The organism is Streptococcus sanguinis (assembly GCF_013343115.1).
GTDB lineage: Bacteria > Bacillota > Bacilli > Lactobacillales > Streptococcaceae > Streptococcus > Streptococcus sanguinis_H.
Genome location: NZ_CP054570.1, coordinates 1,477,517 through 1,504,072, shown reverse-complemented (window position 1 = coordinate 1,504,072; position 26,556 = coordinate 1,477,517). Strand labels below are relative to the sequence as shown.

Below are 26,556 nucleotides of genomic sequence, written 5' to 3'. Positions count from 1 at the left end.
TGAGAATTTGAAATAATTTGTTATACTAAGTATAAAAAGAAAATAGACAATGAAAATTGTCTTATAGAAGGAGATTTAATGGATACATTTTTCTTTCCAACCTGGTTGATTCCAGTAATTATTGGTTTGGTTGTACTTGTTGTACTTTTAGTGAAAGGCTATGTTAACGCACGCCCTAACGAAGTAGTTGTAATTACAGGTCTTCGTAAACAGCGTCACCTTCGCGGTAAAGCTGGATTTATGATTCCTTTTGTAGAGCAGCGCTCCTATTTGGATATTGAGCAGTTCTCAACAGATGTTCGCACATCTGAAGCAGTACCGACTCTTGACTTTATCAATGTACGTGCTGATGCAGCTGTTAAGCTGAAAATCGGAACGACCGATGAAATGATTGCTCGTGCAGCAGAAAACTTCCTTAATTGGAATACAACAGATATTTCTAACTCTGTTCAAGATGTCTTGGAAGGAAATCTTCGGGAAGTAATTGGTCAGATGGAGCTTCGTAAGATGGTCAATGACCGTCAGGAATTTGCCTCAAAAGTTCAGGACAACGTAGCTCCGGATCTGGCTAAGATGGGATTAGAAGTCATTGCCTTTACCGTTCAGTCTTTCTCTGACGAAGGTGGTGTGATTGATAATCTCGGTATCGAAAATGTCGAAACCATCAAAAAAGATGCCCTAATTGCAAAGGCTAAAGCTGAACGTGAGCGCAAGGAAGTAGAAGCTGAGCAAGACAAATTGGCTAACGATAAGCGCGTAGCTGCTGACTTAGAAATCGCTCAAAAGCAAAATGAGTTGAAACTGAAGCAAGCAGCCCTCAAGCAGGAAGCGGATATAGCTCAAGCTAAGGCTGATGCAGCTAAAGGGATTGAGGCGGAAGTGCAGCGTCGCGAGCAAGAACGTGTGGCTGCCGAAGCTAATATCATGAAGCAAGAGAAAGAAGCTGAAGTCAAGGAACGCGAAGTTAAGGTTCGGGAGCAAGAACTGGATGCTAACATCCGCAAACAGGCTGAAGCGGAGAAATACTCTCGTCAACAAGCAGCGGAAGCACAATTGATTGAGCGTCAACGTCAAGCCGAGGCGGAGCTTTTTGAAACACAAAAAGAAGCCGAAGCCCGCAAGGCTCAAGCCGAGGCTGAGAAATTTGCGCAACTGCAAGAAGCTGAAGCCATTGAAGCCAAGGGACGTGCTGAAGCGGAGGCTATTCGTCTTAAATTAGAAGCCGAAGCAGAAGGTTTGGATAAAAAAGCAGAAGCTATGAAGAAGATGCAGGAAGCTGCGATTACTGAGATGATTGTAGACAAACTGCCAGAAATTGCCCGTGCTGTAGCAGAGCCGCTTACTAAAGTGGACAAAATCACTATGTATGGTGAAGGCAATGCTTCTAAGATGGTTGGCGACATCATGCAGAGTATTGACCAAGTGTCGCAAGGTGCAGGCTTCGATATCCGCCAACTCCTAGCAGGAGCTCTTGGTGTTAATATGACAGTTAACAAGCTAAAACAAGATGAGCAACCTGTTATTGAAGCTGCAAATCTTGACACCGATAAAAAATAAAAGAAAAGAAAAGACAAATTGCTATGACCCGCACCCAAAAATTTAGACAGAAAATCTAACTTTTGGGATGTTTTGGGTATGAAATTAGTTTATACAAATGAACTGAATAGATAACCTAAAAAGAATGGCGTTTCTTGGCTTTAAATATAGCTGGCTCAAATCTTTAATGTTATTTACCTGACTTAAAGCAATAAATAATTGAGAAGATACTAGTAGATGGCCAGTTCCCTACAATAAGCTCCCAAACTAAGTTTGGGAGCTTATTGATTTATATCTTCTGTTTGGCCTTGATAGTGGTAGATACAGAGTCGTTTTGCTTGGTCTGGACGACTGACGGTAAAGTGGAAGTAATGGTCTTTCTGGTCTAAACTTTTAGCCTTAGAGAGTTTGAAATAAGTGACTTGGCGGCTGGCCATATGGCGGAGGATATCATCTTCCATGGCCATCAGAGGCTGGGGAAGATTGGAGAATTGATAAAAATCCTCTTGAAATTGATAGTAATTCTGGGAAAAATAGTCAAATTGAAGTTCCTCATGTATATTCTGAGTAGTCATCTGTGCCTCCTAGGGCTTGTATCGAAAGAATCTGGTGAATAGCAAGGCCTTTGTAATGGTCTCCTTCCTGCAGGAGGACCTGTTTACTGTCCAGATGAAAGACGGTAGCAGTAATCTCGGTCAGCCTTTCCTGATTAAGAAAGGTGATTTGGATGGGAACTTGCTGGCTGTAGGCTTGACTGAGCATCTGGAACTTCTCTTGTCTGTCAAGCTGGGTCAGGCGACTGATATCTAGTTCTTTTTTGGCCAGAGCAGTGCTGTGCTCAGAGAGAAAAAAGCCAGCCCACTTAGCCATACCTCGATCCTGAAAGTCACGAGCCGACTGATAGGGGAGATAAGAGCGATCGGTCATGATAAGCCCTCCAACCCTCCAGCTGAATGGCCACCTGTTAGCTTGCTTCGAGCGATGGCACGAGAGGAGTCCAGTAAGGCCGATCCCTTAAGCAGAGAGGCAAAGCCGAAGCGATCTCTGATGCGGTCGATTGTCAGCTGGAGATCCTCTTCTTTTTGAATTTGCAGAGGATCATCAAAGAGAGAAATCATACCATAGCCTTGATCGACAAAGTCACTGTAAAAAACGCCAATCTGTCGGATAGCCCCGCCCTGATATTTAGAACGAAAAAGCTGAACTACGATTTGAGCCAGTCGATCGCTGTTACTGGTAGGCTCAATTTTTTTCTGTGTATGAATGGAAGGCAGGAGCTCCTGCTTGGAATAGCGGGCATAGATGGAGACACGCTGGCATTTCTTACCAGAGCGTCTGAGACGAATGGCGACCTGCTCAGCCATCTCTCGAAAAACCAGCTCAATATCTGCCTGCTGTCTATAATCTCGGGGGAGAATTTGCGAGTTGCCCAGGCCGTGTGACTTGACCTGATAAGGCTTGTGCACATTGCTTTCATCAATACCGTGAGAATGAAACCAAAGCTGTAGGCCCATGACTCCCATTTCTTTTTTGAGGATGTCGGGGTTAAAGTGAGCTAAATCATAAATGGAGTGGATGCCTAGTTTCTCAAGACGAGTGGCCGTTCGGTGGCCAATGCCCCAAAAATCAGTCATGTTTGGAATAGTCCAGACCTTACTGGGAACATCTTCATAGGACCAGTTGACCCGCATCTTTTTTGTATGTTTGGCTTCAATGTCCAAGGCTAATTTGGCAAGAAGAGGATTGGCGTTGCTCAGGCCGATAGAAGCATAAATCCCGGTCTTCTTCCAGATAGCCTGTTGAATGCGGGCGGCCAGCAGGTCCAGTTTGGTCCTGCGGTCCAGCGTATGATCAGGAATGAAGTAGTTGATAGAGCTTGTCAAATCTAGGAAGCCCTCATCGATTGAGTAGGGGAAAATGTCATCGGGAGCTGCAAAATCCTGGAAAATCTTTTGGATTTCCATGTTTTTCTGGATGTAGTAGTTCATCCGAGGTGGGACCAATAAGGTCTTTTGCGCAGCATCCTCAATAAAGCGCACATAATCTGCTGTAATCGGCAGTCCCTGCTTGCGGGCAGCAGCATAGTTGAACTTGCGGGTGTGGACATCAAAAGGAAGATTATAGCTTCGGCTGACATTCTGGCTGCCGAAATTCTTTTTAAAGAGAGGGGTGGCGGCTAGTATCAGTCCAGCGGAATTTTCAATTCGGCTCATGACACAGAGCGAGGTTTTTAAAGGGTCGAGACCGAGAGCGATGCATTCGCAAGAGGCATAAAAACTTTTCATATCCACAAAAGCGATGTCTGAACGTGGCTCGCGTGAATAATCAAATAGGACCATAGTTTTATACCTCAATCGGCAGAAAATGTCCAACTACAATACCAACAATAGTAGGCTGGTCTTCATAGGGAGCAAAGAGATCCTCGTAGTCAGGATTGATAGACTCTAAACGAAGTCCTTCAGCTTCTCGGTAGACTTTTTTGATATAGGTCTTGCCATTCCACATGAGAGCATAGACTGCCCCGTCGTAGTCGAATCCCGTCTGTTTCATAAGGGCAACAGAGCCATTGGGATACTTAGGCTCCATCGAATCCCCAGAGACCCAGGATGCAAAGTCGTGCTGGATATCTTGATCAAAGTAGACAGTTTCGTAGTCTGTTTCATTGTCATAGTAGCTGTGACCGCGACCTGCCGCCAGCTCAACAGATAGAACCTTATAAGCTGTAAGGGAGCTAACTTTACGCTGTCTCTCTAGGAGCCGACTAGCGAACTGGTCTACTTCTTTTTTATGTGGTAGAGTTAGTAAAGGGTAGGTGTAGAGCGCGCTGGTCTTATCCACAAAGTAGTTCTCTTGGACCTTGAGACAGGTGGCCAACCTCCTGAGATTTTTGGCGTGGGGTTCTGCTAAACCATTTTCCCAAGCAGAGTAGGTCTTTCTGGAAATTCCAAGCTCTTGGTAAATGGAAGACTGAGTCAGATTAAGTTCCAGCCGGCGTTTTTTTAATTTTTCATGCGAAAACATATCACACCTCCTATGTAACGTTTTAAAAGTTACATATAGTATAACAGATGAAATCGAAAAAAGCAAGTTCTTTATTGAGTATTGTTATTTCTAGCAAGAGTGTGGTAAACTGTAGGGAGGAATATGACTTGGAGGTAGAGAGATGTTTCCTATGACAGCAAAAACGATCATGACAGAAGAAGCTTACCGCCGTTTCGCTTGGACCAATTTTTGGTATAAAAAGAATGGCATCTTCTCGCTGATTCTCCCTGAGATAGTGGTGCTGATATGCAGTGCAATCTGTTTTTTCATCGGGGAACCTTTGCCAGGCATAGCTTTTCTTGTTACTGTGGCTGTCCTTCCTTTTCTTTACTATCTGTCCATGAATCGACATATTAAAAAGTTTTATAGAGGCAACCCCCTCTGGCATGATATAGAGCAGGAGTTTAGCTTCTATGAGACAGACTTTCGTGTCGTTAATCGGAATAACAATGCCAGATTTGACTACAAAGATATTGTGGCGATTATAGACAAGCCAGAAACTTTTTATATTATGGTTGGCCGGTCAATGGGGCTGATCTTGGATAAGGCAGACTGTCAGCCTGAATTAATTGATTTTTTACTAAAACTAAAAGAAAGCAGAAGTCTCTAATTTGGGGGACTTCTGTTTTTTATCTGTCAAGTTTTCAAAAAATTGGCCTCTTGTGCGATGTGTGTTATAATGTTTTTTATGAGAGTTGTTGCAGGTAAATACGGGGGTAGGTCCCTCAAAACTTTGGACGGCAAGACGACTAGACCTACGACCGATAAGGTCAAGGGGGCAATTTTTAATATGATTGGTCCCTATTTTGACGGCGGTCGGGTGCTGGATCTTTATGCTGGGAGCGGAAGTTTGGCCATTGAAGCTATTTCGCGAGGCATGGAGGAAGCTGTCTTAGTCGAAAAGGATCGCAGAGCTCAGGCTATCATTTCAGAGAATATTCAGATGACCAAGGAGCCGGAACGTTTTGACTTGCTCAAGATGGAGTCTGGCCGAGCCTTGGAAATGTTGACAGGGTCTTTTGACTTGGTTCTCTTGGACCCGCCTTATGCCAAGGAGCAGATTGTGGAGGACCTTGAGAAGCTAGAGGAGCGCCAGCTCTTGAGTCAAGATGTCCTGGTAGTCTGTGAGACAGATAAGGAAGTGAAATTGCCGGAAGAAATCGCAGGGCTAGGCATTTGGAAACAGAAGATATATGGAATTTCAAAGGTGACGGTGTATGTCAGATAAAATAGGACTATTCACAGGGTCTTTTGACCCGATGACCAAGGGCCATGTGGACCTGATTGAGCGGGCCAGCAGGCTCTTTGATAAGCTCTATGTAGGGATTTTCTATAACCGGGAAAAGTCAGGTTTTTTTACAATTGAGTCCAGAGAGCGGATGGTCAAAGAAGCTCTGCAGCATTTGGATAATGTCGAGGTAATCACTTCTCAGAATGAGCTAGCAGTGACAGTGGCCAGAAGACTAGGAACCCAAGCCTTTGTGCGCGGTCTCCGTAACAGTCAAGATCTAGACTATGAAGCCAATATGAACTTTTTCAATCAGGAATTGGCAGGAGAAATGGAGACGATTTTCTTGCTCAGCAAACCAGTCTATCAGCATATCAGTTCATCACGTATTCGTGAGCTGATTGCTTTTCAGCAGGATATCGCGGCCTATGTGCCCCAAAGTGTAATCAAAGAATTAGAAAGAATCAACAATGAAAAGAATTAAGAAGTTTATATTGCCGACGGTCATTGGCGTCACTATTGCCTTTTTTATAGCAGCTCTTTACGTTCGTCTGCCTTATTATATAGAAGTTCCTGGTGGTGCCGAGGATGTTCGTCAGGTCTTGCTGGTTGATAATAAGGCCGACAAGGAAGCGGGTTCCTACAACTTTGTGACGGTCGGAGTAGAGCAGGCAACCTTTGCTCATCTGGTCTATGCTTGGCTGACCCCTTTTACAGATATTTATTCTGCCAAGGATATGACGGGTGGCTCCACGGATGAAGAGTTCAATCGGATCAACCAATTTTACATGGAAACATCACAAAATATGGCTAAATATCAAGGGTTGACAACGGCTGGTAAAGAGATCAAAATGGACTATCTGGGAGTTTATGTCTTGCAGGTGGCTGATAACTCAACCTTCAAGGGAGTTCTCAATATTGCTGATACGGTAACTGGTGTCAATGATAAGACATTTGAAAGCTCTGAGGAGCTGGTTAAGTATGTCAACTCGCAGAAGCTTGGGGATAAAATCAAGGTGACTTTCCAAGAAGATGGTCAGGAGAAATCAGAAACTGGTAAGGTTATCAAGTTGGAGAACGGTAAGAACGGGATTGGGATTAGTCTGATAGACCGGACGGAAGTCAGCAGTAATATTCCGATTACATTTTCAACTGAGGGTATCGGCGGTCCTAGTGCTGGTCTCATGTTCAGTCTCGCTATTTATACCCAGTTGGCTGATCCGACCCTTCGTGACGGCCGCGATATTGCAGGGACCGGCAGCATCAGCCGAGAAGGCGAAGTTGGTGAAATCGGCGGAATCAATAAGAAAGTCGTTTCAGCGGCCCAAAGCGGAGCAGACATCTTCTTTGCACCGAACAATGAACTTACAGAGGAAGAGAAAAAGCTTTCTCCTAATGGGAAAAACAACTACCAAACGGCTCTGGAGACAGCCAAGAAGATTAAAACGGATATGAAAATTGTTCCAGTTAAAACGCTGCAGGACGCCATTGACTATCTGAAAAAGAACAAGTAAGATCTTAGCTTTTGCTAAGATTTTTCTTGTGAAACAGACAAAATCAGCTGGCCTTTTCTACTTTAAATCGTCTGACTTTTTTCAGAAAGATATTTTTGATGAAAAGTCCGCGAAATACTGGCTGATTTATGATAAAATAAAGTGTTGTAGATAAACTATCCAAGATTGTTAAAGGAAGAGTATGCGTAAAGATATTTCACCTGAATTGTATAATTATAATAAATTCCCAGGACCGGAGTTTAAACAGATTGATAGCAAAATTGTTGCAGAAAAATTCGAGTTTGAATTGATTGAGAACTATAAGGAAGGCTTTGACTTAACGGCCTTTCATCAGCGCTTTTCAGAAATTCTCACCAAGTTTGACTATATTGTCGGTGACTGGGGCAACGAGCAGCTGCGCCTGCGCGGTTTTTACAAGGACGAGCGGGCTAATGAAAGCGATGAGAAGATTAGCCGCTTAGAAGACTACTTGCTGGAGTACTGCAGCTACGGCTGTGCTTATTTTGTTTTGGAAAATCCAAATCCCCAGCGCGCTTCTTTTGATAAAAAATCGCATGGCAAGAAAGAGTCAGAAGGTCGGTCAAAACGTTCTCGCAGCAGCCGTTCGGGGAGTAACCGCAATCGCAGAAGCGAGCGAGACCGAGACAGCCGCTCTAAAAGAGACAATAAGCGCTCTCGCAACAATTCCCAGCAAGATAGGCAGAAAAATCCCAAAGACAGCAATCGCCATTTTGTGATTCGTCAGAATAAAGGAGAAAAATGAAACCATCTATTTATAGCTTAACGCGTCAGGAAATGATTGAATGGGCGGAAGCTCAGGGAGAAAAGAAATTTCGTGCCTCCCAGATTTGGGAGTGGCTCTACCGCAAACGGGTTCAGTCTTTTGAAGAGATGACCAATCTATCCAAGGACTTGATTGCCAGGCTAAATGATCAGTTTGTCGTCAATCCGCTTAAACAGCGCATTGTTCAGGAGTCGGCTGACGGTACGGTCAAGTACCTCTTTGAGCTGCCGGATGGTATGCTGATTGAGACGGTGCTCATGCGCCAGCACTATGGACTTTCAGTCTGTGTGACTACCCAAGTTGGCTGCAATATCGGCTGCACCTTCTGTGCCTCCGGCTTGATTAAAAAGCAACGCGACCTCAATAACGGTGAGATTGTAGCTCAGATTATGCTGGTTCAGAAGTATTTTGACGAGCGTGGTCAGGATGAGCGGGTCAGCCACATCGTAGTTATGGGAATTGGTGAGCCATTTGACAACTATGACAATGTGCTCAAGTTTGTCCGGACGGTCAATGATGACAAAGGTTTAGCTATCGGTGCCCGCCATATCACGGTTTCGACATCAGGTCTGGCTCATAAGATTCGTGACTTTGCCAATGAAGGTGTGCAGGTTAATCTCGCTGTATCCCTCCATGCCCCGAATAATGATTTACGGACCAGCATCATGCGGATTAACCGGTCCTTCCCTATCGAAAAGCTTTTTGCGGCTATCGAATACTATATTGAGACGACCAACCGTCGTGTGACCTTTGAGTACATCATGCTCAATGAAGTCAATGATGGGGTAGAGCAGGCCAAGGAACTGGCTGAGCTGCTCAAGAACATTAAGAAACTGTCTTATGTCAATCTCATTCCTTACAACCCCGTTAGCGAGCATGACCAATACAGCCGCAGTCCCAAAGAGCGCGTGATGGCCTTCTACGATACCCTCAAGAAAACCGGAGTCAACTGTGTGGTCCGTCAGGAACATGGTACGGATATTGATGCAGCCTGCGGCCAGCTGCGTTCTAATACCATGAAGCGTGATCGCGAGAAAGCATTGGTAGAAAATGTTCAGCCTTAAGAACTATCTGACTTCAGCCGGTGAGCTGACTGCTAAGGGACGGAGATTGCTGGCATGGGGGAGCTGGCTCTATTTCTTGATGCTTTGCATTCTGTGCTTTATTCCTCAAGTTCCAGAGCCGGGAATGGAAACGCCGGGGATCCAGTATTTTGGTCGAATAGTGGTTTTGTTAATCCCTTTTAATTCCTTTGTCAATATTGGAGAGATTACTTCTTGGATCCAGCTGGTCAAGGTCTTTATCCAAAATCTAGCCAATATCTTCTTGCTGTCGCCCTTAATTTTTCAGTTGCTTTGGCTCTTTCCGAAATTGCGGAAGACAAAGAAGATTGTATGGCTGAGCTTTGGGATGAGTCTGTCTATCGAAGTGACTCAGATTCTGCTGGACCTTCTTATCAATGCCAATCGAGTCTTTGAGATTGATGATCTCTGGACCAATACTTTGGGTGGGTATCTGGCTTGGCGGGCTTTTCAGCTTGGTCGAAAAATCTGGAAAAATCGTTAAGGCGACGCTTTCAAAAGAGATTAGCAAGAGAAAAGTTCGGGTTTAGAAGAAAAAATTAAATTTTTTCTTGACAAGAAAAAGGGAAAGGCCTATAATAAAATAAATCATCAGAAAAGTAATAATTTTTCTACTTTCAGGGAGCCTGTGGTTGGTGGAAACAGGCAGTGGAAGGTTATGAAGTGGGCTGATGCAAAAAATGAATTTGAAGCAATAAAAATTCGGTGAGCACACCTTACAGTGCAGCTTGTTGTTAGACAAGACAGAGATATGGAGGCAGTCTATACTTTGCTCCATAATTGAGGTGGCACCGCGATTATACGCCCTCACACAGATTTTTTTCTGTGTGTGGGCTTTTGTTTTGCTTGAAAATAAAGAAATGAGGCAATTAATATGACAGAAACTAAAGGATATTTTGGACAATTCGGCGGCTCCTTTGTACCGGAGCCTATCCAAGCCTTGCTGGATGAATTGGAAGCGACTTTTGAGAAGTATAAGGATGATCCAGAATTTTTAAATGAATACCGACATTATTTGGCGGATTATTCAGGTCGGGAAACCCCGCTCTACTATGCAGAAAGTCTGACCCAGCATCTGGGTGGAGCTAAGATTTATCTGAAGCGGGAAGATCTCAATCATCTGGGATCCCATAAGCTCAATAATGTTTTGGGGCAGATTCTTCTAGCTAAGCGCATGGGCAAGACCCGAGTCATCGCTGAAACTGGAGCTGGCCAACATGGTGTGGCAACTGCGGCAGCAGCAGCTAAGTTTGGTATGAAGTGCGATGTTTACATGGGTGCAGAGGATGTAGAGCGCCAGCGCCTCAATGTTTTCCGTATGGAAATGATGGGAGCGACTGTTCACGCTGTGGAAACAGGAACCAAAACCCTCAAGGATGCAGTGGATGCAGCCTTTGGAGCTTGGATGAACGATTTGGAAGCCTTTTATGTCTTGGGCTCAGCTGTCGGTCCTCACCCCTATCCGACGATTGTCCATGAGTTCCAAAAGGTGATTAGTGAAGAATCTCGCCGTCAGATTTTGGACAAGGAAGGTCGTTTGCCAGACTATGTCATTGCCTGTGTAGGTGGTGGATCTAATGCTATCGGCGCCTTCTCCCAGTATGTGGCGGATGAAGAAGTCAAGCTGGTTGGTGTTGAAGCAGCTGGACGGGGTCTTGATACAGACCAGCATGCGGCGACCATGACCAAGGGAAGCGTCGGAGTAGTGGATGGTATGAAGACCTACGCTGTCTTTGCTGAAGATGGTCAGGTGGCACCGGTTTACTCCATTTCAGCAGGCTTGGACTATCCTGGAGTTGGTCCCGAACATGCTTTCTTTAAAGATTCCGGTCGAGTAGAATACGTGGCCGCGACAGATGATGAAGCTGTGGATGCCTTGCTTCTATTGACACAAAAGGAAGGAATTTTGCCGGCGATCGAAAGCTCTCACGCCATTGCTGAAGCCATCAAGCGAGCTCCGCAACTGTCATCTGACCAAATCATCATTATCAATGTATCTGGTCGTGGAGACAAGGACGTGGCAGCCATTGCCGACTATCTAGAAAAACGAAAATAAAATACCCAGCAGAAGAGTAGTAACATCCCTCCTTTCAGAGAGTCTGTGGTTGCTGAGAACAGGCAGGAGAAGTTATGAAATGGGCTGTTGGAGTCAAAATTTTGTCCATTAGTTGAACTTTTATTACTTTGTTAGCATGCTTTGCTGTAAACCAGTATGCTGCCTTCTACTAAAAGGGATCTAAATGACTGTAAATAAGTAAATGAGATGTGGAGTCTGAAAACTCCATAACTGAGGTGGCACCGCGATGATACGCCCTCACAGGATGAACTGTGTGGGCGTTTTTCTGTAGTTCTGGGGCAAATTATGACCGTGGACAGGTGCTATCTGTTCTTGTGAATGCAGTCATGGCTAGCAGATTGCTCCTACCTAAACGCTTCTGATTAAATAGAAAGAAAAATTATGCAAAAGATTTTACCAGCTGATATTTTATCGCCGATTCTGGCTTATATGCGGATTCAGGGCGACCACAAGGTGATTTTGGAAAGTATTCCAAGAGATAGCGAGACAGCTCGCTTTTCTATCCTAGCTTATAACCCAGTCTTTGAAGTTCGCTATGAAAATGGCCAGCTAACAAAGAATGGGCAAGTAATCAAGGCAGATCCCTTGGACTATCTGCATGAGTTGGCAGTAAAGAAAGCTCATCATTCAGACTTGCCTTTTGGTGGTGGAGCCATCGGTTTTGTTGGCTATGATATGATTTCCCTCTATGAGGAGATTGGCCAGATTCCAGCTGATGTGATTGGGACGCCGGACATGCACTTTTTCGTCTATGAGAGTTACATGGTTTTTGACCATAAAAAAGACAAGGTCTATATCGTTGAGGAGGCGCTCTACAGTGATAGGAGCGAAGCTGATTTGGCTGCTAGGCTGGAGAGGATTATGGCTGAGCTGGCGCAGCCAGCAGCAGATGAATTTTCACCACTGGAACTGTCCAGTTTGAACTTCCAGAGTCATATCGAGCAGACGGCTTTTGAAAAAATGGTGGAAGAAGCGCGTAGCTTGATTCGGCAGGGCGACATGTTCCAATGTGTGCTCAGTCAGCGGTTTTCAGCAGAATATTCTGGTAAACCACTAGATTACTATCGCAATCTGCGCGTGACCAATCCTTCCAACTATCTCTACTTTTATGACTTCGGAGATTATCAGATTATCGGAGCTAGCCCAGAGAGTCTAGTCTCTGTCAAGCAGGGTCAGGTTACGACCAATCCTATTGCTGGAACCAGACCGCGTGGGAAGGATGAAAGAGAAGATAAAGCCTTGGCAGAGGAGTTGCTGGCTGACGAGAAGGAAGTGGCGGAACACCGCATGTTAGTTGATTTGGGGCGTAATGATATTGGTAAAATCGCCCAGAATAACAGCGTGGAAGTCACTAAGTACATGGAAGTGGAGTATTTCCGCTATGTCATGCACCTGACAAGTGTAGTTCGTGGTCAGCTTCTGCCTCAACTGACAGCCATGGATGCACTCAAGTCGACCCTGCCGGCCGGTACTGTCTCGGGCGCGCCTAAGATTCGAGCTATGAAGCGAATTTATGAGCTGGAGCAGGAAAAACGTGGCGTTTATGCGGGGGCTATCGGCTATCTGTCTGCGACAGGTGATATGGATTTTGCCATCGCTATTCGGACCATGATTTTGAAAAATGGCAGAGCTTACGTTCAAGCTGGAGCGGGTATTGTTTATGACTCGATCCCTACTAATGAATACCAAGAAACCATCAATAAGGCCAAATCAATGACCAAGATAGGAGAGATGCAATGATTTTATTGATTGATAATTATGATTCTTTTACTTATAATCTAGCCCAGTATATCGGCAATTTTGCAGAAGTTAAGGTCTTGCGTAATGATGATGCAGGACTTTATCAAGCGGCAGAAGAAGCAGATGCTTTGGTTCTGTCTCCAGGTCCAGGCTGGCCAGCAGATGCAGGACGGATGGAAGAGCTTATCCGCGATTTTACTGGTAAAAAGCCGATTTTGGGGATTTGCTTGGGGCACCAAGCCATTGCAGAAGTATTTGGCGGAAAGCTAGGTTTGGCTCCCAAAGTCATGCACGGCAAGCAAAGTATTCTGCGCTTTGAGGGGAAATCTCCAATTTATCAAGGAATAGAGGCTGGGCAGCCGGTCATGCGCTATCATTCGATTTTGATTGAGGAGATGCCAGAGGACTTTGAAGTGACGGCTCGGGCAGCTGATGATAACTCGATCATGGCTATCCAGCATAAGAGCCTGCCTATTTATGGTTTTCAGTATCATCCAGAAAGTATTGGCACGCCAGATGGCTTGTCGTCTATCAAGAATTTTATCGACTTAGTAAAGTAAAGGAGGATGTATGAAAGAGATTATTGCAAAACTAGCTGATTTTAAGGATTTAAGCAGCGCTGAGATGACAGATGTGATTGAGCGTATTGTCACCGGACGGGTGACAGAGTCCCAAATTGTAGCCTTCTTGCTGGGGCTCAAGATGAAGGGGGAGACGATTAAGGAACGAACTGCTTTGGCTCAGGTAATGCGAGGCCATGCTAAGCAGATTCCAACCACTATTCGCACTGCCATGGACAATTGCGGTACGGGTGGGGACAAGTCTTTCAGCTTCAATGTTTCGACTACAGCAGCTTTTGTACTGGCAGGTGGCGGGATTAAGATGGCTAAGCACGGCAATCGCTCCATTTCTTCTAAGTCGGGCTCAGCTGATGTGTTAGAAGCTCTGGGTATCAATCTAGACTTGGATGCTGCTAGCTTGGGCAAGATTTTTGAGCAGACAGGTATCGTCTTTCTTTTTGCAAAGAATATGCATCCAGCCATGAAATACATCATGCCAGCACGTCTTAGCTTAGGCATTCCCACAATCATGAATCTAACTGGCCCCCTTATCCATCCCATGAGTCTAGAAACTCAGCTTTTGGGGACCAGCCGGCCGGATATGTTAGAGAGCACAGCAGAGGTTTTAAAAAATATGGGGCGTAAGCGCGCAGTAGTCGTGTCGGGTCCAGATGGTTTGGACGAGGCGGGTCTTCATGGCCGTACCCAGTATGCTCTGCTGGAAAATGGGCAAATCAGCCTGCACAGCTTTCTGCCATCAGATATTGGCATGGAAGAAATACCTCTTGAAGCGATTCGTGGAGGCAATGCCAAGGAAAATGCAGAAATTCTGCTATCTGTCCTGCAAAATCAAGTCAGCCCCTATCTAGAAACGACAGTTCTGAATGCGGGATTGGGCTTCTACGCTAATGGGAAATCAGACAGCGTAGAAGAAGGAATAGCTTTAGCCCGCCAAGTGATTGCCAGTGGTGCAGCCTATGAAAAACTCAAGCAGCTACAGGAGTATCAAAAATGAGCAAAGAATTTCTTCCGACCATTCTAAAGCAAAAAGAGCAGGAAGTGGCGGCTATGTCCTATGAAGAGCTGCAGCCCCTGCGCTCGACCTATTCTCTCTATGATTATCTTAAAAGCCATCCTCAAGAGCTGCAGCTGATTGCTGAGGTTAAAAAAGCCAGCCCAAGTCTAGGAGATATTAATCTCGGTGTGGATATTGTTGAGCAGGCTCGCACCTATGAACGATGCGGTGCAGCTATGATTTCGGTCCTGACAGATGAGATTTTCTTCAAAGGACATCTGGATTACCTGAGAGAGATTTCCAGTCAAGTGACCATTCCAACCCTCAATAAGGACTTTATCATTGATGAAAAGCAGATTGTTCGCGCCCGTAATGCCGGAGCGACGGTTATTCTTCTGATTGTGGCTGCCTTGTCTGAAAAGCGGCTGCAAGAACTCTATGATTTTGCGACGGGGTTAGGCTTGGAAGTTCTGGTCGAAACCCATAATCTGGCGGAGCTGGAAATTGCCCATAGAATAGGAGCACAGATAATCGGTGTCAATAACCGCAATCTAGTTACTTTTGAAACAGATATCAATACAAGTCTCCAGCTGTCTGCCCATTTCAAAGATGACAGGGTTTACGTATCTGAGTCCGCTATTTTCAGCAAGGAAGATGCTGAGCTGGTAGCTCCTTATTTCCATGCGGTTTTAGTCGGAACAGCCCTGATGCAGGCTGAGGATGTGGCAGAAAAAATCAAGGAGCTGAAAATTGACAAAGGTTAAGATTTGCGGCTTATCAACGGCCAGCGCTGTGGAAACGGCATGCAAGGCTGGTGCGGATTACATTGGATTTGTCTTTGCTGAGAGCCGTCGGAGGGTCAGTTTGGAGCAAGCTCAGAAGCTAGCTGCCTTGGTGCCGCCTGCTGTCCGAAAGGTAGGAGTTTTCGTCTCTCCGAGCTTGGCAGAGCTGCAGGAAGCTATTTCGGTGGCAAATCTGGATTTGGTGCAGATTCATGGCGATTTTAATGAAGATCTTCTGTCTGAGATCGGCCGGCCGGTTATTCGAGCTTATCAGGTCAAGGGTGCGTTAAAAGGAGTCAGCCAACAAGCGGACTACCTGCTCTTTGATGCACCACTTGCTGGTAGTGGTCAGACCTTTGACTGGCAAGCTTTTGATAAAGGTCAAATCCATCAGCCCTTCTTTATCGCCGGTGGTTTGAATGCAGGAAATGTTCGAGAAGCTATTCAGCACTTCGCTCCTTACGCAGTTGATGTCTCAAGCGGGGTCGAAACTGACGGCCAGAAGGACTTAGAAAAGATAAAAGAATTTATAGAAAGAGTGAAAGATGGCATATAATCAACCCAATCAAGAAGGATTTTACGGTGAGTTTGGTGGGCGCTTTGTTCCTGAAACGCTGATGACAGCAGTTTTGGAGCTAGACAAAGCCTACCGTGAGAGTAAAAAAGACCCAGCCTTTCAGGCTGAGCTGGACGAGTTGCTAAAGCAGTATGTAGGGCGAGAAAATCCTCTCTATTTTGCTAAAAATCTGACAGCCTATGCTGGCGGTGCTAAGATTTATCTGAAGCGGGAAGACCTCAACCATACCGGGGCACATAAAATCAATAATGCCCTAGGTCAGGTCCTATTAGCCAAGCGAATGGGCAAGAAGAAAATTATTGCGGAGACTGGTGCGGGCCAGCACGGAGTAGCCACCGCCACAGCTGCAGCCCTTTTCAACATGGACTGCACTATCTATATGGGCGAAGAAGATGTCAAGCGCCAAGCACTCAATGTCTTTCGAATGGAACTTCTGGGAGCCAAGGTAGAGTCTGTGACCGATGGCTCTCGAGTCCTCAAGGATGCAGTCAATGCTGCCTTGCGAGCTTGGGTGGCTCAGGTCGATGATACTCACTATATTATGGGCTCAGCCTTGGGGCCCCATCCCTTCCCAGAGATTGTCCGCGACTATCAGAGTGTGATTGGACGTGAGGCCAAGCGTCAGTTTGCTGAGCAAAATGCAGGTGCCTTACCCGATGCTTTAGTCGCCTGCGTTGGCGGTGGTTCCAATGCTATTGGGCTCTTTTATCCCTTTGTAGACGATAGCTCAGTTGCTATGTATGGAACAGAAGCAGCTGGGCGGGGCGTGGATACAGATGAACATGCTGCGACCTTAACCAAGGGCCGCCCGGGGGTTTTACACGGTGCCTTGATGGATGTCTTGCAGGATGAGCAAGGGCAGATTCTGGAAGCTTTCTCTATCTCTGCCGGGTTGGACTATCCAGGCATCGGTCCCGAACATTCTCATTTTAACGCTATCCAGCGCGCCACTTATGTTCCAGTAACGGATGAAGAAGCCTTGGAAGCCTTTCAGCTCCTGTCTCGTATCGAAGGGATTATCCCTGCTCTAGAGTCTAGCCACGCTATTGCTTACGCAGTTAAGCTGGCTAAGGAGTTGGGACCAGATAAATCAATGATTGTCTGCCTATCCGGCCGTGGTGACAAGGATGTCGTTCAGGTAAAAGAACGCTTGGAAAAAGAAGCGGCTCAAAAAGGAGGTGCCCATGACTAAAACACTCACTCAGCATTTAGAAACCATCAAAAGAGAAGGCAAGGGAATTTTCCTTCCTTATATTATGGCTGGTGATCACGAGAAAGGTTTAGCCGGATTACCAGAAACTATCGCATTTTTGGAAAACTTGGGTGTGTCATCCATTGAAATCGGTCTGCCATTTTCAGATCCTGTTGCAGATGGGCCAGTTATTGAAGAAGCCGGTCTGAGAAGTCTGGGTCACCATACTTCGGCCAAGTCTTTAGTCGCAAGCTTGCAGAATTTGGACACTCAGCTGCCTCTCATCATCATGACCTACTTTAATCCTATTTTCCAGTACGGGCTCAAAGATTTTGTCAAGGATTTGGCTACGACACCGGTTAAAGGATTGATTATTCCGGATCTGCCCTATGAGCACAGGGGCTTTATCTTGCCTCTGCTGGAAGATTCAGATATTGCTCTAGTTCCTTTAGTGAGCTTGACGACTGGCCTAGAACGTCAGCAGGAGCTGATCAAGGAAGCTGAAGGTTTTATCTACGCTGTAGCTATCAACGGTGTGACAGGTAAGAGCGGAAGCTACCGCAATGATTTGGACCAGCATTTGAGCAAGCTCCATGATATTGCTGAGATTCCAGTGCTGACAGGTTTTGGCGTTTCAACTTTAGAGGATGTTGATCGCTTCAATCAAGTCTCAGACGGAGTCATTGTCGGATCTAAGATTGTCAAAGCTCTTCATGAAAAGGACGCCAGTATAGCGGCCTTTATCCAAGAAGCAGCAGCTTATAAGAAATAATCACCACCACACCAAACAAAAGACAAGGTACAAATGCTAGCCTGTCTTTTTTCTTTTTAAAGCAGAAGCAGGCGAGGCCAGAGAAACTAGCGATTTGGATAAGGATTAGAGCCTGACCCATATTTTTGAATTTTATCACCATAAAAAAGTAAGTTTCGTATAATTCATTTTTAAGAAATGTTTGATTTTTGATGTTGATTGAATATTAGTTTGGATATTGCTTATGAATGGTATCTATATAGCTGGTGAAATGTTTCAAGAAATGCTTAGGAGATATAACAGTGATGTATTTTCCAAAAGCAAGCAAGGTATTGTATCCCCAATCATTGTCGTTTAAAGGATAAGTAATCTCGTAAATATTGCTATTAATAGGTTTTATTGCATTATAGCCTAAGAGTTCCACAAATCGATCAAGAACAATTTTCTGGACATGCAGGATGACAGGTACTTTGTTTTCATTCATCCAAGCACCACCATCATAGGGAAGTGGTGTAAAATGTCTTTTTGAAAAAGTATCGGAGAGAGTAAGTTCACTAATTCTAGCAACTTTAAAAACAGAAAACCGCGCTTTATCAGTATCGTAGGCATCCATATACCAACTCCGGTCCTTATAGACAATACGGTAAGGCTCACAATTTTTTTGACTCACCAGTCCTTGCGAATTAATATAGGAAAATTTTATTTTTACTCTACCTCTGATAGCTTCCAATAACTTAAAAATCAAAGTTCGTATTTCCAAGTTCCCTTGAGATAGAGACAAATCAATTTCGAAATCAGAGTATGTATTGGTAGCATTTAATTTCAATATAGCATTGAAAGTAGAGGTATCTTCCAATACTTGATAGCGACTTTTTAAACCGGATTCGATTGAAAGTCGTTCGGATTGAGTCAAGGGAGGTTTATCAGTTTGAAAGTCTTCCATAAGAAAAATTCCTCCGTTTTTTCCTTTCATTACATAGAGAGGAATGCCTGCAAGAGATAAATCATCAATATCTCTCATAATAGTTCGGGTGCTGACTTTAAAAAGTTCTGATAGTTCTTTAGCTGTTGTTTTTCGTTGATTTACTAAATGAGAAATGATTCCCATTTGACGGTCAATTTTCATGATTTTCTCCTTAAATATGACAGATAGATGTCATATTACTTTTGTTATGATTATACCATAAAGAAAGGAGTTCATATAATGAAACATCAAACCAAACCATCGTTTACCCTGATTGGTAGGAGTATTTTGATAGAAGGAACTACGGTTCATGAACAGCACTATTCTAAAGAGAAGACAGCGTTCTACGCTCAGTTATTTAAAGAAGGAATGCTGGGGAAATTGATGCCCCATTCTCTAGACAAAAAAGGCTATGCTTTGATTGTTCCTCATAAAGATGGTATTCAATACTACGCAGGAGTTGCGGCAAAGAATGCTGTGGCAGACTACGAAAGCATTCTCGTCCCAGAGAAAGATTATTTAGTAAGTTCAGCCAGTGGTGATAAATCAAGACTCCTGTTTGACCAATTGGAGGATAACTTTTTTGAGGAAGAAAGCAGTTCCCTTTACCAAGATGGAATTATCTTAGAAATACTTTTAAACGGGAATCCTATGGATGCAGAAGTTGAGCTTTGGGTTCCAGTTCAGTAAAAGAGTAGGGATTTATAAGAAATAATCACCACCACACCAAACAAAAGACAGGGTACAAATGCCAGCCTGTCTTTTTTCTTTTTAAAGCAAAAACAGGCGAGACCAGCGAAGCTAGCGATTTGGATAAGAATGAGAATTTCCGTCAGACTGAAAATGGCTGAGCAGGACGCCAGAAAGAGAAAGTCACCAGCTCCAATACGAAGATTACAAAAGAAGGCTAGAAGTCCTAGGGCTAAAAAGAAGAGCATGAGAAAGTTGACGCCTGTTGTCACCATTAGCAAGAGCTGAAAAATCAGCCATACCATCAGGGGATATTGCTGCTCTCTTTGATCGTAGATAGCTAAGGTTAAGCCCATGGTGACTACCAATAATTGACTAATGGAAAGAATGCCCAGGGAGGTTGCCAGAAAAAGACTGCCCAAGATAGATTCAAAAAATAAATAGCGTAAGGGAATCTTGTCTCCACAGAAGCGGCAACGAAGAAGATTTAAAATTTGGGAAAAAATAGGGATCAAATCACGCGGTGCCAATCTTTTCCCGCAGGCATTGCAATGGCTAGCGGGAGTGATGATAGACCACTCTGGGAAGCGGTCGATGACCAAGCCTAGGAATGAGGCAAAGACAGTACCAACGATAAAAAAGTATAGGTGAATCATACTTATTTATTCGTAAATTTAAACAGAAAAATTCTGAAATTTTGCAACTTTTCTAATAAAGTCTTTTTTTGAATCTTTTGTCTTGACTTTCTTATTTAGAAGCATTATAATTAAACCATAATCTAAAAAGATTAGAATCATTATAAATAAAAACGAGGTAGATACAATGACACAAGTAAAAAATGGTGCAGCAACTGACGTAGCAACTTTCAGCAATCAAAAGGCTTTGCCAAAGACTAAGGCTATTCTTAACCAAGTAGTGGCAGATCTTTATACAGCTCATATCGCTCTACACCAAGTTCACTGGTATATGCGTGGCACAGGCTTCATGGTTTGGCATCCCAAAATGGATGAATACATGGAAACTTTGGATACAACTTTGGATGAAGTCAGCGAGCGCTTGATTACACTAGGAGGCAAGCCTTATTCTACGTTGACCGAGTTTATCCAACACAGCAAGATTGAAGAAAAAGCTGGTGAATTCAGCAAGGATGTAGAAGAAAGTCTGGCGCGTGTGATTGAGATTTTCCGTTATCTGACAGGTCTTTACCAAGAAGCTTTGGATGTAACAGACGAAGAAGGGGACGATGTAACCAATGATATCTTTGTCGGTGCCAAGGCTGACCTTGAAAAGACTATCTGGATGCTGACAGCTGAAATTGGTCAAGCACCGGGTTTATAAAAATGATCCATGCGAAGCAGAAAGGGAACAGGCTTTCCTTTCTGTTTTTTCATCTTGAAAAGCGCTGGAAAATCTGATAAAATATAGCTCATGAAACCCCTGTATGATGTTCAGCAATTTCTTAAAAGTTTCGGAATCATTATCTATATGGGCAAGCGCCTTTACGATATTGAGATGATGAAAATTGAGCTGAAGAGGATTTACGATGCCGGTCTAATGGATAAGCTAGCTTATTTTGAGGCGGAGGCAGTCTTGCGACGAGAACATCGCTTAGAGTTAGAATATTTAGAAAAGAAAAAGGAGACTTGAGATGACAATTTGGATTTTGTGGGCGGTACTTTTGGGAATACTTGGCTGGATGGGCTTTAATTATTTGCGCCTTCGTCAGGCAGCAAAAATCGTGGATAACGGGGAATTTGAAGACTTGATTCGCCAAGGGCAGTTGGTTGATCTGCGGGATCCATCTGATTTTCACCGGAAGCATATCTTAGGCGCTCGCAATATTCCATCTCAGCAGCTCAAGGATAGTGTCGGTGCACTTCGCAAGGACAAGGCTGTTCTCCTCTATGAAAATAGTCGTGGTCAGCGCGTAACCAATGCGGCTCTGTATCTGAAAAAACAAGGATTTAAAGAAATCTATATTCTTTCTTATGGGTTGGATTCTTGGAATGGCAAGGTGAAGGCTAGTTAACATAAATCAAAAATTTGTCGCATTATATATACAAAGCCAGTTTCTTATGTTATAATAAATTAATATTAATTTTAAGGAGTTTTTAGAACATGCAAGAAAAGAAAAAATCTTCACTTGTTTTAGGTATCCTATCTATCATCTTTGGTTTTTTCATTCCATTGGTAGGTCTTATTTTGGGTATTATCGGTTTGGTGTTGGCTAATTCACATCAAAAAGAGTCTAAATTAGACTATAAAACAGAAAAAATTCTGGGTATCGTAGGGATTGTAATTTCCGTAATTGTTTGGATTCTAAATGTTATGGTACTTATGAATGGAGCAGGCTACTAACAAAAAAGCTTTATTATTTAAAGCTTTTTTGTTTTACCGACTTTTCTCTAAATATTCTTTAATGATCTCTAATTCTTTTTGGTTCAAAGCACGGTAATCGCCTTTTGCTAGATCTGGGTCTAATGTAAAATCTCCGAATTGAATTCGCTTGAGATAGGTGACCTTGACACCAACTGCCAGAAACATCTTTTTGATTTGGTGGAATTTCCCCTCGGAAATCTTGACGGTAGCACGGCTCAGACTGGAGCTGGTAGAGAGGATAGAAAGCTGGGCAGGCTGACAGACGGTGCCGTCTAAAAAGCGAATGCCTTCTTGAAAGGTAATTTTATCCTGAGAGGTTAAAGGTCCATTGACTTCTACATAGTAAGTTTTTTCAACGTGGTATTGAGGGTGCAGCAGCTGAAATCCCAGAGGACCATTATCGGTAATCAGAAGAAGCCCTTCGGTATCTCTATCCAGCCGTCCGATAGAGTAAAGATTTTCTTTCTCTATCTCCTTATCCAGCAAATCCAGAACAGTCAATTTTTCAGCGTCGCGATTGGCAGTGACTGCACCTGCGGGTTTATTCAGCATGTAGTAACGGTGGGCAGGGCCGCTGACATGCTTTCCTTGAAAAGTAATCTGTTGTAAGCCGGTATCAACATTTTGGCTGAGTTTGCAGGCGGGATTACCATCCACTAAAATCTGTTTTTGTAAAAGGATTTGTTTCATCTTTTTTCGGCTGATATGATTGGCAGCCAACAGTTGGTCGAGGCGCATCTGTTTTCCTTGTTTTTTTCTAAATCATATCATAAATTTTCAGGATGGAAAATGCAAATCCTCACGGAGCTCTCATATTTTTAAATGAAAACATTTACACTTATCAAAGCCGTGTTTTTTGCCTGCGTCTGTGGTATAATTGTTCAGTTAGAAATAAAATTTAAAAATTCAGAGGAAATCATGACAAAATTAAGAGAAGATATCCGTAACATTGCGATTATCGCCCACGTTGACCACGGGAAAACAACCCTCGTTGACGAATTATTGAAACAGTCTGAAACTCTTGATGCTCGTACAGAGTTGGCAGAGCGTGCTATGGACTCAAACGATATCGAAAAAGAGCGCGGTATTACCATCCTTGCTAAAAATACAGCCGTTGCTTACAACGGAACTCGTATCAACATTATGGATACACCAGGACACGCGGACTTCGGTGGAGAAGTTGAGCGTATCATGAAAATGGTTGACGGTGTTGTTTTGGTGGTAGATGCCTACGAAGGAACCATGCCACAAACTCGTTTCGTATTGAAAAAGGCCCTTGAACAAGACCTTGTCCCAATCGTTGTTGTCAACAAAATTGACAAACCATCAGCTCGTCCAGCAGAAGTAGTGGACGAAGTATTGGAACTCTTCATTGAGCTTGGTGCAGACGATGACCAGCTTGATTTCCCAGTTGTTTATGCTTCAGCTATCAACGGAACTTCTTCATTGTCAGACGATCCAGCTGATCAAGAAAAAACAATGGCACCAATTTTTGATACCATTATCGACCATATCCCTGCTCCAGTGGACAACTCAGATGAGCCTTTGCAGTTCCAAGTCTCACTCTTGGACTACAATGACTTTGTAGGTCGTATTGGTATCGGACGTGTCTTCCGTGGTACTGTTAAGGTTGGGGACCAAGTTACCCTGTCTAAACTAGACGGTACAACGAAGAACTTCCGTGTCACAAAACTCTTTGGTTTCTTTGGCTTGGAGCGTCGTGAAATCAATGAAGCCAAAGCGGGTGACTTGATTGCCGTATCAGGTATGGAAGATATCTTTGTTGGTGAGACGATTACACCGACAGATGCCATTGAACCTCTTCCAATTCTTCACATCGATGAGCCAACGCTTCAAATGACCTTCTTGGTCAACAACTCACCATTTGCTGGTCGCGAAGGGAAATGGGTAACCTCTCGTAAGGTTGAAGAACGCTTGCAAGCAGAATTGCAGACAGACGTATCCCTTCGTGTTGACCCAACAGATTCACCAGATAAGTGGACAGTTTCAGGTCGTGGAGAATTGCACTTGTCAATCCTGATCGAAACCATGCGTCGTGAGGGATATGAGCTGCAAGTATCTCGTCCAGAAGTTATCGTGAAAGAAATTGACGGTGTCAAATGTGAGCCATTTGAGCGCGTCCAAATCGATACTCCAGAAGAGTACCAAGGATCTGTTATCCAAAGCCTTTCTGAACGTAAGGGTGAAATGTTGGATATGATTTCAACTGGTAATGGTCAAACTCGTTTGGTCTTCCTAGTTCCAGCACGTGGTTTGATTGGTTACTCTACAGAGTTCTTATCTATGACTCGTGGTTATGGGATTATGAATCATACATTTGACCAATACTTGCCATTGATTCCAGGTGAAATTGGTGGACGTCACCGTGGTGCCCTTGTTTCCATTGATGCTGGTAAGGCAACGACTTACTCTATCATGTCTATCGAAGAGCGCGGAACTATCTTTGTCAATCCAGGTACTGAGGTTTATGAAGGAATGATCATCGGTGAAAACTCTCGTGAAAATGACTTGACTGTTAACATCACCAAGGCTAAGCAAATGACCAATGTTCGTTCTGCAACCAAGGACCAGACAGCAGTTATCAAGACACCACGTATCTTGACCTTGGAAGAATCGCTGGAGTTCTTGAACGACGATGAGTACATGGAAGTAACGCCAGAATCTATTCGTCTGCGCAAGCAAATTTTGAACAAACAAGAACGCGAAAAAGCCAATAAAAAGAAAAAATCAGCTGCAGCTGAATAAGCAAAATGGAAAGGAGCAGCAAGATGGTTTATCTTATCATTGGGATTTTAATCCTCTTTTTCTACATTTTTGCTGTTCCATCCAGTATTAAAGGGACTGTTAATGCTGTGACCATGGTTTTACTGATTGTGGCCTTGATTATCTTATTTGGCTTAGGCATTTTTAAAATTTTCCAGTTGCCGGCTGAATATTTTGTAGGTTTCGGCCTATCCGTAGTGACCGTCTTGGCTTTGCGGGATATTAATCGTCTCAAGCCGCCTAAAAAATCAAAAAAGAATTTTGATGAAGAATAATAAATGAGCAAGAACTTAGAAGGTCGGATAGACGTTTTGAGATCTTGCTTTTTTTGTTAATCTATATTTTTACAAAAACAATAGGTTTATGTTACAAAATATTTCAAATAGATGAAAACATATCATTTTTTTCAAAACTTGCTTACAGTCGAAAATAAAAGACTCCTATGTCTTTTTTATTTTCACAAAAAAAGGTAAAATAGAATGAAGTATGAATGGAAGAGGTTGCTTATGAAAAATATAGCAAATTTTGCCAATAAGAAGGTCTTGGTTCTGGGTTTGGCCAAGTCGGGTGAGTCAGCAGCTCGCCTTTTAGATAAATTAGGAGCCATCGTGACAGTTAACGACGGGAAACCTTTCGAGGAAAATCCTGCTGCCCAATCTTTGCTAGAAGAAGGCATTAAAGTGGTGACAGGAGGTCATCCCTTGGAGTTGCTGGACGAAGACTTTGAATTGATGGTGAAAAATCCAGGTATTCCTTATGACAATGCCATGGTCGTTCGAGCTCTGGAGAAGAAGATTCCAGTCATTACTGAAGTCGAGTTGGCTTATCTCATTTCGGAAGCACCGATTATTGGTATTACGGGTTCAAATGGTAAGACGACGACCACAACCATGATTGCGCAAGTCTTGACGGCTGGCGGTCAAAACGGTTTATTGTCTGGTAATATCGGTTTTCCTGCTAGTCAAGTAGCCCAAACAGCCAGCAGCAAAGATATGCTGGTCATGGAATTGTCTTCCTTCCAATTGATGGGGATTGAAGATTTTCATCCGCAAATCGCTGTTATTACCAACCTCATGCCGACTCATTTGGATTATCACGGCTCTGTTGAGGAATATGCAGCTGCCAAGTGGAATATCCAGAAAAACATGACAGCTGATGATTATCTGGTTTTGAATTTCAATCAAGACTGGGCCAAGGAAATGGCTAGCCAGACTCAGGCTACTGTTGTGCCTTTTTCAACGACTGAAAAGGTGGATGGTGCCTATTTAGAGGGTGATGTCTTGACCTTCCGTGGAGAAGCGATTATGCAGGTGGCTGAAATCGGCGTTCCTGGCAGTCACAATGTTGAAAACGCTCTGGCTACGATTGCAGTAGCCAAGCTTCGTGGTATTGACAATCAGACGATCAAAGAAGTCTTGTCTGCTTTTGGTGGTGTTAAGCACCGTCTCCAGTATGTGGGACGTGTAAATGAGATTGCCTTTTACAATGATAGTAAGTCTACCAATATCTTGGCAACCCAGAAAGCCCTATCTGGTTTTGACAATAGCAAGGTGATTCTGATTGCAGGCGGTTTGGACCGTGGCAATGAGTTTGACGAGTTGGTGCCTGACCTCAAAGGGCTCAAGAAAATGGTTATCTTAGGACAATCAGCTGCACGTGTAAAAAGGGCTGCTGATCAGGCTGGAGTTTCTTATCTCGATGCGACTGATGTCCGGGATGCAGCTCATAAGGCCTTTGCTCAAGCGGATCCAGGAGACATTGTCTTGCTCAGTCCTGCCAATGCCAGCTGGGATATGTATAGTAATTTTGAAGTCCGTGGCGAAGAATTTCTCGCTGCATTTGAAGAATTAAAAGGTTAA

At 43.8% G+C, this 26,556-nt stretch carries 31 protein-coding genes, 1 pseudogene and 1 other annotated feature; of the genes and pseudogenes, 24 read left to right on the top strand and 8 right to left on the bottom strand.

Features of this window, described 5'->3' with window-relative positions:
- Window positions 1-78: 78 nt before the first annotated feature.
- Window positions 79-1,557, top strand: a complete 1,479-nt coding sequence (locus tag FOC72_RS07170; protein WP_002896230.1) for a flotillin family protein — start codon at window positions 79-81, stop codon at window positions 1,555-1,557.
- A 260-nt stretch (window positions 1,558-1,817) separates the two neighbouring features.
- Here the strand turns inward: FOC72_RS07170 and FOC72_RS07165 are convergent, their stop codons facing one another.
- The 4 genes from FOC72_RS07165 to FOC72_RS07150 are packed head-to-tail and all read right to left on the bottom strand — an operon-like array spanning window position 1,818 to window position 4,557.
- Window positions 1,818-2,111, bottom strand: coding sequence for a DUF5960 family protein (locus tag FOC72_RS07165; RefSeq protein ID WP_002896228.1), 294 nt, complete (start codon window positions 2,109-2,111; stop codon window positions 1,818-1,820).
- Window positions 2,089-2,463, bottom strand: a complete 375-nt coding sequence (locus FOC72_RS07160; protein WP_002896227.1) for a hypothetical protein — start codon at window positions 2,461-2,463, stop codon at window positions 2,089-2,091. Before FOC72_RS07160 ends, FOC72_RS07165 begins: the two co-directional genes overlap by 23 nt.
- A complete protein-coding gene (locus FOC72_RS07155; RefSeq protein ID WP_002896223.1) occupies window positions 2,460-3,875 on the bottom strand; it encodes a Y-family DNA polymerase in 1,416 nt (471 codons plus the stop codon). The genes FOC72_RS07160 and FOC72_RS07155 overlap by 4 nt, the downstream gene beginning before the upstream one ends.
- A 4-nt stretch (window positions 3,876-3,879) precedes the next feature.
- Window positions 3,880-4,557, bottom strand: a complete 678-nt coding sequence (locus FOC72_RS07150) for an XRE family transcriptional regulator (RefSeq protein WP_002896221.1) — start codon at window positions 4,555-4,557, stop codon at window positions 3,880-3,882.
- A gap of 142 nt (window positions 4,558-4,699) precedes the next feature.
- On the opposite strand from FOC72_RS07150, the gene FOC72_RS07145 reads away from it, so the two are divergent.
- From FOC72_RS07145 to trpA, 15 genes are all read left to right on the top strand, one after another.
- Window positions 4,700-5,188 (top strand): YcxB family protein, encoded by a 489-nt coding sequence (locus FOC72_RS07145; protein WP_002896219.1) that lies wholly within the window; start codon window positions 4,700-4,702, stop codon window positions 5,186-5,188.
- 69 nt (window positions 5,189-5,257) lie between these two features.
- Window positions 5,258-5,806, top strand: a complete 549-nt coding sequence (gene rsmD / locus FOC72_RS07140) for a 16S rRNA (guanine(966)-N(2))-methyltransferase RsmD (protein WP_002896218.1) — start codon at window positions 5,258-5,260, stop codon at window positions 5,804-5,806.
- Window positions 5,796-6,290 (top strand): pantetheine-phosphate adenylyltransferase, encoded by a 495-nt coding sequence (gene coaD, locus FOC72_RS07135; protein ID WP_002896217.1) that lies wholly within the window; start codon window positions 5,796-5,798, stop codon window positions 6,288-6,290. Before rsmD ends, coaD begins: the two co-directional genes overlap by 11 nt.
- Window positions 6,277-7,320: a SepM family pheromone-processing serine protease gene (locus tag FOC72_RS07130; protein WP_002896216.1), complete on the top strand. Its 1,044-nt coding sequence runs from the start codon at window positions 6,277-6,279 to the stop codon at window positions 7,318-7,320. The genes coaD and FOC72_RS07130 overlap by 14 nt, the downstream gene beginning before the upstream one ends.
- A 181-nt stretch (window positions 7,321-7,501) precedes the next feature.
- Entirely contained in the window at window positions 7,502-8,083 is a 582-nt protein-coding gene (locus FOC72_RS07125; RefSeq protein ID WP_002896213.1) for a YutD family protein, read from the top strand.
- Entirely contained in the window at window positions 8,080-9,168 is a 1,089-nt protein-coding gene (gene rlmN, locus FOC72_RS07120) for a dual-specificity RNA methyltransferase RlmN (protein ID WP_002896212.1), read from the top strand. The genes FOC72_RS07125 and rlmN overlap by 4 nt, the downstream gene beginning before the upstream one ends.
- On the top strand, window positions 9,155-9,670 hold the full coding sequence (locus FOC72_RS07115; RefSeq protein ID WP_002896211.1) for a VanZ family protein: 516 nt from the start codon (window positions 9,155-9,157) through the stop codon (window positions 9,668-9,670). Before rlmN ends, FOC72_RS07115 begins: the two co-directional genes overlap by 14 nt.
- Before the next feature lie 99 nt (window positions 9,671-9,769).
- Window positions 9,770-9,998, top strand: a binding site (T-box leader).
- Between the two features lie 62 nt (window positions 9,999-10,060).
- Window positions 10,061-11,242, top strand: a complete 1,182-nt coding sequence (gene trpB / locus FOC72_RS07110; RefSeq protein ID WP_002896210.1) for a tryptophan synthase subunit beta — start codon at window positions 10,061-10,063, stop codon at window positions 11,240-11,242.
- Window positions 11,243-11,644: 402 nt separating this feature from the next.
- Window positions 11,645-13,003, top strand: coding sequence for an anthranilate synthase component I (gene trpE / locus FOC72_RS07105; RefSeq protein WP_002896208.1), 1,359 nt, complete (start codon window positions 11,645-11,647; stop codon window positions 13,001-13,003).
- Window positions 13,000-13,563: an aminodeoxychorismate/anthranilate synthase component II gene (locus FOC72_RS07100; protein WP_002896207.1), complete on the top strand. Its 564-nt coding sequence runs from the start codon at window positions 13,000-13,002 to the stop codon at window positions 13,561-13,563. Before trpE ends, FOC72_RS07100 begins: the two co-directional genes overlap by 4 nt.
- Window positions 13,564-13,573: 10 nt before the next feature.
- Complete coding sequence (gene trpD, locus FOC72_RS07095) at window positions 13,574-14,578, top strand: anthranilate phosphoribosyltransferase (RefSeq protein ID WP_002896206.1); 1,005 nt, start codon at window positions 13,574-13,576, stop codon at window positions 14,576-14,578.
- On the top strand, window positions 14,575-15,342 hold the full coding sequence (trpC, locus tag FOC72_RS07090) for an indole-3-glycerol phosphate synthase TrpC (protein WP_002896205.1): 768 nt from the start codon (window positions 14,575-14,577) through the stop codon (window positions 15,340-15,342). The genes trpD and trpC overlap by 4 nt, the downstream gene beginning before the upstream one ends.
- Entirely contained in the window at window positions 15,329-15,916 is a 588-nt protein-coding gene (locus FOC72_RS07085; RefSeq protein WP_002896203.1) for a phosphoribosylanthranilate isomerase, read from the top strand. The genes trpC and FOC72_RS07085 overlap by 14 nt, the downstream gene beginning before the upstream one ends.
- Window positions 15,906-17,129 (top strand): tryptophan synthase subunit beta, encoded by a 1,224-nt coding sequence (gene trpB, locus FOC72_RS07080; protein ID WP_002896202.1) that lies wholly within the window; start codon window positions 15,906-15,908, stop codon window positions 17,127-17,129. Before FOC72_RS07085 ends, trpB (FOC72_RS07080) begins: the two co-directional genes overlap by 11 nt.
- Window positions 17,122-17,901 (top strand): tryptophan synthase subunit alpha, encoded by a 780-nt coding sequence (trpA, locus tag FOC72_RS07075; RefSeq protein WP_002896199.1) that lies wholly within the window; start codon window positions 17,122-17,124, stop codon window positions 17,899-17,901. Before trpB (FOC72_RS07080) ends, trpA begins: the two co-directional genes overlap by 8 nt.
- Here trpA and FOC72_RS11565 read toward each other — a convergent pair.
- Together FOC72_RS11565 and FOC72_RS07070 are read right to left on the bottom strand one after the other, a co-directional pair.
- Window positions 17,870-18,010: pseudogene (locus FOC72_RS11565) on the bottom strand (prepilin peptidase); the annotation flags it as partial. The gene trpA and the pseudogene FOC72_RS11565 overlap by 32 nt on opposite strands.
- Window positions 18,011-18,106: 96 nt before the next feature.
- On the bottom strand, window positions 18,107-19,006 hold the full coding sequence (locus tag FOC72_RS07070) for a helix-turn-helix transcriptional regulator (RefSeq protein WP_002896196.1): 900 nt from the start codon (window positions 19,004-19,006) through the stop codon (window positions 18,107-18,109).
- 78 nt (window positions 19,007-19,084) lie between these two features.
- Here FOC72_RS07070 and FOC72_RS07065 point away from each other — a divergent pair, with 78 nt between their 5' ends.
- Window positions 19,085-19,534: an effector binding domain-containing protein gene (locus FOC72_RS07065; RefSeq protein WP_011836639.1), complete on the top strand. Its 450-nt coding sequence runs from the start codon at window positions 19,085-19,087 to the stop codon at window positions 19,532-19,534.
- Here FOC72_RS07065 and FOC72_RS07060 read toward each other — a convergent pair.
- Complete coding sequence (locus tag FOC72_RS07060) at window positions 19,528-20,190, bottom strand: prepilin peptidase (protein ID WP_002896192.1); 663 nt, start codon at window positions 20,188-20,190, stop codon at window positions 19,528-19,530. The genes FOC72_RS07065 and FOC72_RS07060 overlap by 7 nt on opposite strands.
- A gap of 166 nt (window positions 20,191-20,356) precedes the next feature.
- Between FOC72_RS07060 and FOC72_RS07055 the strand changes: the two genes are divergently transcribed.
- From FOC72_RS07055 to FOC72_RS07040, 4 genes are all read left to right on the top strand, one after another.
- Window positions 20,357-20,872 carry a Dps family protein gene (locus tag FOC72_RS07055; RefSeq protein ID WP_002896187.1) on the top strand — a complete coding sequence of 172 codons (516 nt, stop codon included), beginning with the start codon at window positions 20,357-20,359 and terminating at the stop codon, window positions 20,870-20,872.
- 90 nt (window positions 20,873-20,962) lie between these two features.
- On the top strand, window positions 20,963-21,181 hold the full coding sequence (locus FOC72_RS07050; protein WP_002896185.1) for a YqgQ family protein: 219 nt from the start codon (window positions 20,963-20,965) through the stop codon (window positions 21,179-21,181).
- A gap of 1 nt (window position 21,182) precedes the next feature.
- Window positions 21,183-21,563 carry a rhodanese-like domain-containing protein gene (locus tag FOC72_RS07045; protein WP_002896183.1) on the top strand — a complete coding sequence of 127 codons (381 nt, stop codon included), beginning with the start codon at window positions 21,183-21,185 and terminating at the stop codon, window positions 21,561-21,563.
- Between the two features lie 89 nt (window positions 21,564-21,652).
- Window positions 21,653-21,892 (top strand): DUF4190 domain-containing protein, encoded by a 240-nt coding sequence (locus tag FOC72_RS07040; RefSeq protein WP_002896181.1) that lies wholly within the window; start codon window positions 21,653-21,655, stop codon window positions 21,890-21,892.
- Between the two features lie 33 nt (window positions 21,893-21,925).
- Here FOC72_RS07040 and FOC72_RS07035 read toward each other — a convergent pair whose 3' ends face one another.
- On the bottom strand, window positions 21,926-22,651 hold the full coding sequence (locus FOC72_RS07035; protein WP_002896180.1) for a pseudouridine synthase: 726 nt from the start codon (window positions 22,649-22,651) through the stop codon (window positions 21,926-21,928).
- Window positions 22,652-22,831: 180 nt separating this feature from the next.
- On the opposite strand from FOC72_RS07035, the gene typA reads away from it, so the two are divergent.
- The 3 genes from typA to murD all read left to right on the top strand — a co-directional run bounded on the left by typA (window position 22,832) and on the right by murD (window position 26,556).
- Window positions 22,832-24,679, top strand: a complete 1,848-nt coding sequence (gene typA, locus FOC72_RS07030) for a translational GTPase TypA (RefSeq protein WP_002932699.1) — start codon at window positions 22,832-22,834, stop codon at window positions 24,677-24,679.
- Window positions 24,680-24,702: 23 nt separating this feature from the next.
- Complete coding sequence (locus FOC72_RS07025) at window positions 24,703-24,972, top strand: DUF3165 family protein (protein WP_002898040.1); 270 nt, start codon at window positions 24,703-24,705, stop codon at window positions 24,970-24,972.
- 231 nt (window positions 24,973-25,203) lie between these two features.
- Window positions 25,204-26,556 (top strand): UDP-N-acetylmuramoyl-L-alanine--D-glutamate ligase, encoded by a 1,353-nt coding sequence (murD, locus tag FOC72_RS07020; protein ID WP_032914230.1) that lies wholly within the window; start codon window positions 25,204-25,206, stop codon window positions 26,554-26,556.